Annotated in this window: 4 protein-coding genes; all 4 read left to right on the plus strand. The window is 39.4% G+C overall.

Going from position 1 to position 9,071, the window contains the following annotated elements; all coding sequences use genetic code 11:
* The first annotated feature begins 344 nt into the window (after positions 1-344).
* The 4 genes from HMPREF9078_RS00635 to HMPREF9078_RS00650 all read left to right on the plus strand — a co-directional run bounded on the left by HMPREF9078_RS00635 (position 345) and on the right by HMPREF9078_RS00650 (position 8,594).
* A complete protein-coding gene (locus HMPREF9078_RS00635; RefSeq protein WP_009418777.1) occupies positions 345-3,509 on the plus strand; it encodes a TonB-dependent receptor in 3,165 nt (1,054 codons plus the stop codon).
* A gap of 23 nt (positions 3,510-3,532) precedes the next feature.
* Positions 3,533-5,227, plus strand: coding sequence for a RagB/SusD family nutrient uptake outer membrane protein (locus HMPREF9078_RS00640; RefSeq protein ID WP_009418778.1), 1,695 nt, complete (start codon positions 3,533-3,535; stop codon positions 5,225-5,227).
* 115 nt (positions 5,228-5,342) lie between these two features.
* The gene (locus HMPREF9078_RS00645; protein ID WP_009418779.1) at positions 5,343-7,037 is read left to right on the plus strand and encodes a right-handed parallel beta-helix repeat-containing protein; all 1,695 of its coding nucleotides are present in this window, start codon (positions 5,343-5,345) and stop codon (positions 7,035-7,037) included.
* 111 nt (positions 7,038-7,148) lie between these two features.
* Positions 7,149-8,594, plus strand: a complete 1,446-nt coding sequence (locus tag HMPREF9078_RS00650; protein ID WP_009418780.1) for a beta-N-acetylhexosaminidase — start codon at positions 7,149-7,151, stop codon at positions 8,592-8,594.
* The last annotated feature ends 477 nt before the right edge of the window (positions 8,595-9,071 follow it).

The raw sequence follows: 9,071 nt of genomic DNA on the forward strand, positions 1-9,071 counted from the left end.
AAGCTAACCCCACCCTCCTCATAGCCTTTTTTCACTAAAAATGCTCTTAACCTTCTTCTGAAAATCTCCGTTTTCTTTCGCTCTCTCTAACCTATCCGATTTGTCCGACAAGTCTCACCTATCAATAAACAATTTTTATCACTACTCATTTACTAATTTTCTAATTCTCTCATTTTCTCATTTCTGGTGTTATTGGTATTGGTATTATTATTATTTTCTTATTTTTCCTTATATATTTTACATCGTAATAAAAAATAATTAAAAAGTTATGAAAATATTTGCTTTATATTCTTTTTTATTAGTATATTTGCGCCATTAAATAACCAATAAAAAGTTTTGGAAGTATGAAACGAAAAATCTTCTTATTGCTAATAGCTCTATGGAGTACTACCTCTCTGCTATGGGCACAAAACAAACAAATTTCCGGTACTGTTACCGATGAGAAAGGCACTCCTCTTCCTGGAGTGAGTGTGCAAATCAAATCAACTACCCGTGGGGTAGCTACTGATTTTGATGGTAAATATAGCATTGAAGCCTCTCCAGGCAACGTGCTATTGTTCAGTTTTATGGGTTATGCCTCCCAAGAAAAAACCATTGGTAAGGGGGGGGGTAATAACTTGATTATCAATGTAAAACTAAAAGAAGACACCCAAGAATTGAGTGAAGTAGTAGTAGTGGGCTATGGTTCTCAAAAGAAAGAAAACCTTACGGGAGCTATCGCTACTGTCGATGCTAAGGTATTAGAAAGTCGCCCCCTTACTACTATTGGACAAGGCTTGCAAGGTGTTATCCCTAACCTCAACATCACTACTAGCAACGGTCGTCCTGGTTCTGGTTCTTCTTTCAATATCCGCGGGTATACTTCTCTCAACGGTGGTTCTCCATTAGTACTTGTCGATGGCGTTCAGATGGACCCTAACCAAATCAATCCTAACGATGTAGAGAACGTTACTGTGTTAAAAGATGCCGCTTCAGCAGCTATATATGGAGGTCGTGCTGCATTTGGGGTAGTTTTGATTACCACAAAAAAAGGTAAGAAAGAAACCCCTATGCAAATAAACATCTCCTCCGACTACTCTATTACACGTCCTACTCGTTTGCCTGACTTGGTAAATTCAGTAGAATACTTGCAAATGTATATGGAAGCTGACCGTACTGGTCGTGCTACCGGCAGTGGGGTTGGTTCACAAAACTTCACTGATACTGACCTTCAAAAAGCGAAAGAGTACTTAGCCAATCCTACGCCTGCCAATTCAGTATATATCGACCCTAACGATGCTCGAAAATACCGATATGTAGGTAATACCAACTGGATAAAAGAAATGTATCCTGGTTGGGCTTCTCAAACTCAGAATAATATATCGCTTTCGGGAGGTACAAATAAAACTACTTATTTGGCTTCAGTGGGTATGTTTTCTGAAGATGGCTTGTTCAAAAAAGCCAAACAAAAATTTGAACGTTATAACATTACGCTAAACATTAATACCGATATTACAAAGTGGTTATCTCTCCATTTGAAATCAACAGTCAATCACAAAGATAACGACCAGCCTGCTAATGTAGGTCGTGGATTTTCAGCTGAGCGTTTCGCTACCGATGTAAAACCGTTAATGCCTGTATATCACCCTGACGGACACTTCTCTGGGCAAGGTAACTTTACGAACCCTTTTGCTGTAATTGCTACTGGCGCACGTGATACTTATAAATCAGATGATATATGGATAACCTCTGGTTTTACTCTCACCCCTATAAAAAACGTTAAAATAGTTGGTGATTACACTTGGAATCCTTATCATATGAATAGCAAAAATAACGTAAAGATGTTCAAAGAATACGGCGCCCCCACTGATGGTACTAGTATTTATGACCCCGATAAGGCTACTGATTTGGGTTATTACCCTCATAACAACCCTGCTACTGTGTATGAAGCTAATAGCCACGACCTCTATAAGGCTGCTAATATTTATGCACAATACGAAAATACTTTTGCTGAAAAACACTACTTTAAAGCAATGGTAGGTTATAACCAAGAGTCTAAACATAATGAATCTTTCAGTGTACAAGTGAAAAACTTAGTGAATCAAGACTATCCTTTCCTCAAACTTAATAATGATGATAAACCGAGTGTAGGTAGTGGTATTTCCGACTGGGCACTGATAGGATCTTTCTTTCGCTTAAACTATGTATACAATCAAAAATACTTAGTAGAAGTAAATGGTAGATATGATGGTTCTTCACGTTTCAGTCGTGAAAATCGTTATGTATTTAGTCCATCAGCTTCTTTAGGTTGGCGTATCTCCAAAGAGAAGTTCTTTGAGCCTATTAACAGTGTAGTGAGTGATTTGAAATTCCGTGTCTCATACGGTAAATTGCCTAACCAACAAGTGAATGCTCTTTATCCTTATTTACCTACTATGCCTTATGGTAATCAAACAGGTTATATCTTCGGTACCCAACAGTTGCCTTATGTATCAGCTCCTGGTTTAGTAAGCAATAATTTTACTTGGGAAGAAGTAGCTACTCGTAACTTTGGTGTCGACTTTGGTTTCTTGAACAATCGCTTAACTGGTTCTTTTGATTACTACATCCGCAACACTACGGGTATGCTTGTAAATGGATTAGCACTACCTGCTGTTTTAGGCGTAGGGGCTCCACAACGCAATGCTGCAGACCTTGAAACCAAAGGCTTTGAACTCACTCTCGGATGGCACGATGCTATAGGTGAAGATTTTAAATATGGCGTATCGTTTAACTTAGCGGATAGTCGCTCTTTCATTACTAAATACGATTTGAACCCTACAGGTAGCTTAGGAGATTACTATGTAGGTAGAGAAATAGGTGAAATTTGGGGATATACTACAGAAGGTCTCTATCAAACTGATGAAGATGCTGCTAAACTTGACAAAACCAAATTAGCAGGCTACAAGTGGTTGGCAGGTGATGTGAAGTATAAAGACCTAAACAACGATGGAAAAATCGACTACGGTAAAAATACTTTAGATGACCACGGCGACTTATCAGTTATTGGTAATAACCAAGCGCGCTATACCTTTGGTTTGAACTTAAATGCCGAATATAAAGGCTTTGATTTTACTGTTTTCTTCCAGGGAGTTGGCAAACGCGATTATATGTTAAACGATGTGTATTTCTGGGGATTTAGTAATGCCGACGAATGGTCTGTACCTGCAACTAACCAATTAGACCACTGGACACCCGAAAATCCTAACGCTTACTATCCACGTTTGCGCTTCGGTGGTTGGGGAAATACACGAACTCAAACTCGCTATATGCAAGATGCTTCTTACATACGTCTAAAACAAATAACCTTAGGTTACACTTTACCTAAAGAAGTTTTAAGTAATATAGGTTTGCAAAACTTGCGTTTGTTCATCACAGGGCAAAACCTCTGCGAATGGACAAAACTCATCAAATCATACGACCCCGAGCTACTTAGCCAGAATTATCCTATCAACCGTGTGATTACGATTGGAGTTCAAGCTCGTTTCTAATTGATAATTTAAATAGTAATACAATGAAAAGAATATATAAACATATCACATTTATAAGCCTTTTAGGTGCTTTGCTAAGTCAAATAAGCTGTAAAAATGATGACTTCTTAGATAAATATCCTCCTGATGCTTTTAATGAAAAAGGATATTTTAATAGCGATGAAGACTTAAAGATCTTTGCTAACCGTTTTTATGGTGGTTTGCCTGTACAGTTCTTCTATAATGATAACGACTCTGACAATATGGCTCCTAAGAATATGAACAGTTTCTTGGCAGGTACTTACACCATACCTGCTACAGGAGGTGGTTGGAGTATTAGCGATTGGAACGGCATTTACAATTGCAATTTCTTCTTAGATAATTACAACCGCTCTACTGGTTCAAAAAAAGAACAATATGCTGCCGAGGTACGCTTTTTCCGCGCTTTGTACTATTGGAATAAGGTAAAAACTTTTGGCGATGTTCCTTTGATTCTTACCAAAGTAAACGATGCCTCTCCTATTATTTTCGGACCTCGTGTAGCTCACAAACAAGTGATGGACAAAGTTATGGAAGATATGAATTTTGCTATCCAAAACTTACCTGAGAAAGCCCAAGCCGAAGCAGGACGCTTACACAAAGATGCTGCTTTAGCTTTAAAATCACGTGTTGCCTTATGGGAAGGTACTTATCGCAAATACCATACATTGGGTGATGAAAGTTCTTGGCTACAAGCAGCTGTCGAAGCCTCAGAAAGCCTTATTAATTCAGGTAGATATAGTGTTTATACTACAGGTAACCCTGATAAAGATTACCGTAATTTGTTTATTCAGCAAGATTTATCTCGCAACTCCGAAGCTATCTTCTACCGTACCTATATCAAAGGAACAGGCACTCACGGTTATACCCGTACAGCTGGTGAAAATAGCACTGGTTGTAGTAAGGATTTTATGGAATCCTACCTCTTTACTGATGGATTGCCTATTGGCACTACTACCTTCACTTATGACGATAGTACCCCAGCAGGCGAAGCCGCCAACCGAGATCCTCGTTATGCTCAAACAGTCGCTACTCCAGGTTTTGTATGGACTGAAAACTCTGACCCTGCTAAACGCCAAGTAGTAACATTACCTGCTGTAGGTACAGGGCAAACAAGCACTGGTTATTGGCTTATCAAAGGACGTTCCAGTGACCCTGAACAGTGGATTGCTAATCAAAGTGATTTAGACCTTTTTATATTCCGCTATGCCGAAATATTACTTAATTTTGCCGAAGCTAAATATGAATTAGGTTCTCTCTCTCAAGCTGACTTAGATAAAACTATCAACAAACTGCGCGATCGTGTAGCAATGCCACATCTTACCACTGCTGTAACCGCTGATACTCACGCTATAAACTACGGTTATACCGTCACCCCTTTGTTGTACGAAATACGCCGTGAACGCCGTGTTGAACTCATTGGTGAAGGTTTTCGTATCGATGATATCAAACGCTGGAAAGCTGGAAAGCTGATTGAAAATCCTAAAATCATACGTGGAATGAAGCTCAATGCTGCCTTAAAAGCACAATATCCTGCGAACTCAGGCGTTAGTAATTTACCTGTAGACAGTGATAATTACCTCATTATCTACCCTTCTATTACGGCAGGACACCACACTTGGAACGATAAACTATATCTATACCCATTGCCTATCGACCAGATACAATTAGTAAAATACACACAAAACCCTGGTTGGTAATTTGTATATTTTTTATAATACAAGAGGGCATTTAAAAACTCTCTTTTGTATCAAAAACTTTGTCAAAGCCCTAAGACTTTGACAAAGTTTGTTATAAATTTACTTACCAAAAACAATGAAAAATTTTAACTTTATATTACTCTTTACGATACTACTTTTAGTCGCGTGCAAAACAGTCGTTACTACCCCTGCTACACCCGCTCAAATGGAAGTAGGTAGCCATAAACATATCGTCCTTAACAAGGATACTTATCATTTTTATCTCAACCAAACTACCGATAAAGAACTCTACATCTCCAACCACGACCAAACCAATCCCAAAAAAGTAGGACTTTATCTCGAAAACTTAAACGATGTAGTGATTGACGGCAGTAACAGCGAATGGCTCTTTCACGGCACTATCTTGCCTATTGTAGTGAAAAACTGTGCCAATATCACTCTTAAAAACTTTTCGATAGACTTTGCAACCCCTCATTTGCGTCAGTTGCACATTACCGAAGTAGATGCAAAAAATAACACCGTAAAAGCCCAACTCTACCCCGAAGGAAACTATAAAATCAAGGACGGGAAACTCTTCTTCACTGGAGAAGATTATGAAGAAACTCCCTTTGGAGGTATGATATTCAGAGCTGACAAACGTTTGGCTTATAAGCGGGCTGACGTAAATTTTAATCCTACTAAAATTACCGAAATAGCCCCTAATGAGTTCCGCATCGAAGGCATAGGAGCTAAACCTTATTTGGAAAAAGGAGAGCGTTTTGTATTGCGCACCTACACACGTCCTACACCTGCCATTTTCGTTACTGAAAGCAAGAACGTGAAGTTAGAAAATATAACTGTGCATAACGCTCAAGGTATGGGGCTCTTAGCGCAACTCACCGAAAATATAACCCTCAACCGCTTTCGCGTAGCTTTAAAAGAAGGCACCGAACGCTATTTTACTACCCAAGCCGATGCAACTCACTTTTCAGCCTGCAAAGGGCTCATACGCTCTGAAAATGGAGTCTATGAAGGTATGGCTGATGATGCTATTAACGTACACGGCACTTACCTAAAAGTAATAGCTCGTGAAGACAATCACACTATCAAAGCACAGTATATGCACCCCCAATCGTGGGGATTCCTTTGGGGCAATGTAGGTGATAAAGTGCAGTTTATCGCCTCCAAGACAATGGACGTTATCGGCGATAAAACCTATCGCATTCAAGCCATTAAAGCCGTTGATAAACCTACCGAAGTAGGTGCTAAGATATTTAAAATCACTTTTAATGAAATACTACCTACCGAAGTAAACCCCGATACACCTTGTGGGGTAGAAAACCTTACTTGGACACCTGAGGTGATTTTCAAAAACAATATAGTGCGTAACAATCGGGCTCGTGGGGCACTGTTTAGCACTCCTAAAAAGGTCGTCTGTGCCAATAACACCTTCGACCATACTCACGGCACTGCTATCTTACTCTGTGGCGATTGTAATGGCTGGTATGAAACAGGTGCTTGCCACAATGTTATCATCAAAAACAACCGCTTCATCAATGCACTTACCGCTAATTATCAATTTACGAACGCTATCATTTCCATCTATCCCGAAATCCCTAACTTAGAAGCACAACAAAAGTATTTCCATTCTAATATTACTATTGAAAACAATGTGTTTGAAACTTTTGATGAGCCTATTCTCTATGCCAAATCAGTAGAGAATCTCATTTACCGCAATAATAAAATTATCAAAAATCAAGAGTTCAAACCTTTTCATTGGAATAAAGAACGTTTTAAGTTAGAACGCACTAAGAATGTAAAGATTGATTAATGCACCCTAACAGAATATTACCAAAGCCTTTTTTGCGTCGCTACAGTTCCCCCTCTTTAAGGGGAGAGAGGGAGGCTTTTATACTTTTATAATCATTCATTTTCTTATATTATGTCTAAACTATTTTACATCTTACTATTTTTAGCCTTACCACTTTCCGCACAAATCAATGTGGTACCACAGCCTAATGAGATAACTTATCATAAGGGTACTTGTCCGATAAGTACCAAAATTAGCTATATACAGGATAAGTTTATCAATAATCCCGAAGGCTATCAGCTTATCATCAAACCTAACCAAATTATCATCAAGTTTGCTACCGAAGCAGGAAAGTTCTATGCCGAACAAACCTTCAACCAACTTGTTTTTGGGGCAGAGGTAACACACAAAAAATCTTTGCCTTGTCTTACCATTACCGATGCGCCTCGTTTTGCTTATCGTGCCTTAATGATTGACCCCGCTCGGCATTACTGGAAGATAGACGATATTAAAAAATACATTGATGTAATGGCTCATTACAAGTTCAATTACTTACATTTGCACCTCACCGACGACCAAGGGTGGCGTATAGAAATCAAGAAATATCCTAAACTCACCGAAATAGGGAGCAAACGTTCCGATTTCGAAGGTTCTAAACGCAATAACGAAGGCTTTTATACCCAAGAGCAAATAAAAGATCTCGTACTATACGCTCTTCAGCGCAACGTACAGTTATTGCCTGAGTTCGATGTACCAGGTCATAGCGATGCTGCCATAGCTGCTTATCCTTTCCTCAGTTGCAACGATACCCTCATTGGGGTACGCACTACCGCAGGTGTTTCTAAGAATTTGTTGTGTGTAGGCAAAGAAGAAGTCTTTACTTTCATCGATGATATCATTACCGAATTATCAGCTATTTTCCCCTGCCCTTATTTTCATATTGGGGGTGATGAAGCCCCTATGGACAAGTGGCTTGAACACTCCTCTACTCTCAAACTCAAACAAAGCCTTCACACTACCAATAACCAACAACTGATGAGTGAGTTTTTCAAAAGGGTAAATCAATCATTAGAGAAAAACCACAAGCGTCCTCTTATTTGGTTAGAGTTAGAAGTCCCCTCCTATCCCAAAAATAGTGTGATGTATCTATGGCGAATGCGTACTACTCCGCAAGTATTGGAGCGCGCTAAAAAAGATAATTTCAAACTGATTTGTTCCCCCGGTGAATACGCCTACTTCGATTATCCACAAGCCAAAAACGACTTGCCTAATATAGATTGGATGCCTACCCTCACCCTACAACGCGTATATGAATTTAATCCCGCCTTTTCGCTCACAGCCGAAGAAGAAAAGCAATATATTTTAGGGGTTGAAGCTACTTTATGGGGCGAAAGTGTGAAAGATGTATTCCGCGCTTTTTATATGACCTATCCTCGCGCTTTAGCCTTATCCGAAGCAGGATGGACAGAGATGCCTAAGCGTGATTGGCAACAATTCACCCAAAAGTTAGACCTCCAATTGCAAAATTTGCTACACAAAGGCATTAATTATCGCCCCCCAGTAGAATTGCATCAGTAACCGTCTATTAATAAATGTCAGTTCGATATATATAATACTGATATACAGCTGTATTTACATTGTAATTTGTGAAATCCAGCAACGCAGTTGCCAATCCGTGCCTATCACATTTGTCAATTATCAATTGTCAATTGGGCTATCCGTGCAATCCGTGTAATCTGTGCGAGACTTTCAGGCAACTTGTTGCCTTTCTCTTTGATTTGTAAAGATTTGTAGTTTTTTTTGTAGCGTAAGCTACATTTTTCTTACCTCAATATATAATATTATTTTCAAATTGCCTGTCGCACTACGACGACCTAACTCCTCTGACCTTCTCCTAAAACTCCTACGAACCTCCTGCCAGTGTACCTCTCACTTTCCCGTCATTATATTCCCCTCTGAAGGTAGCCAGGCACAGCGGAGAATGTGAGAGAAGGGAATGTTTCATTATTTTCTCCGTCACCACACTCCCCCTCTCCTTGGGAGAGGGACGGGGTG

This window comes from Capnocytophaga sp. oral taxon 380 str. F0488 (genome assembly GCF_000318255.2).
Taxonomy (GTDB): Bacteria; Bacteroidota; Bacteroidia; order Flavobacteriales; family Flavobacteriaceae; genus Capnocytophaga; species Capnocytophaga ochracea.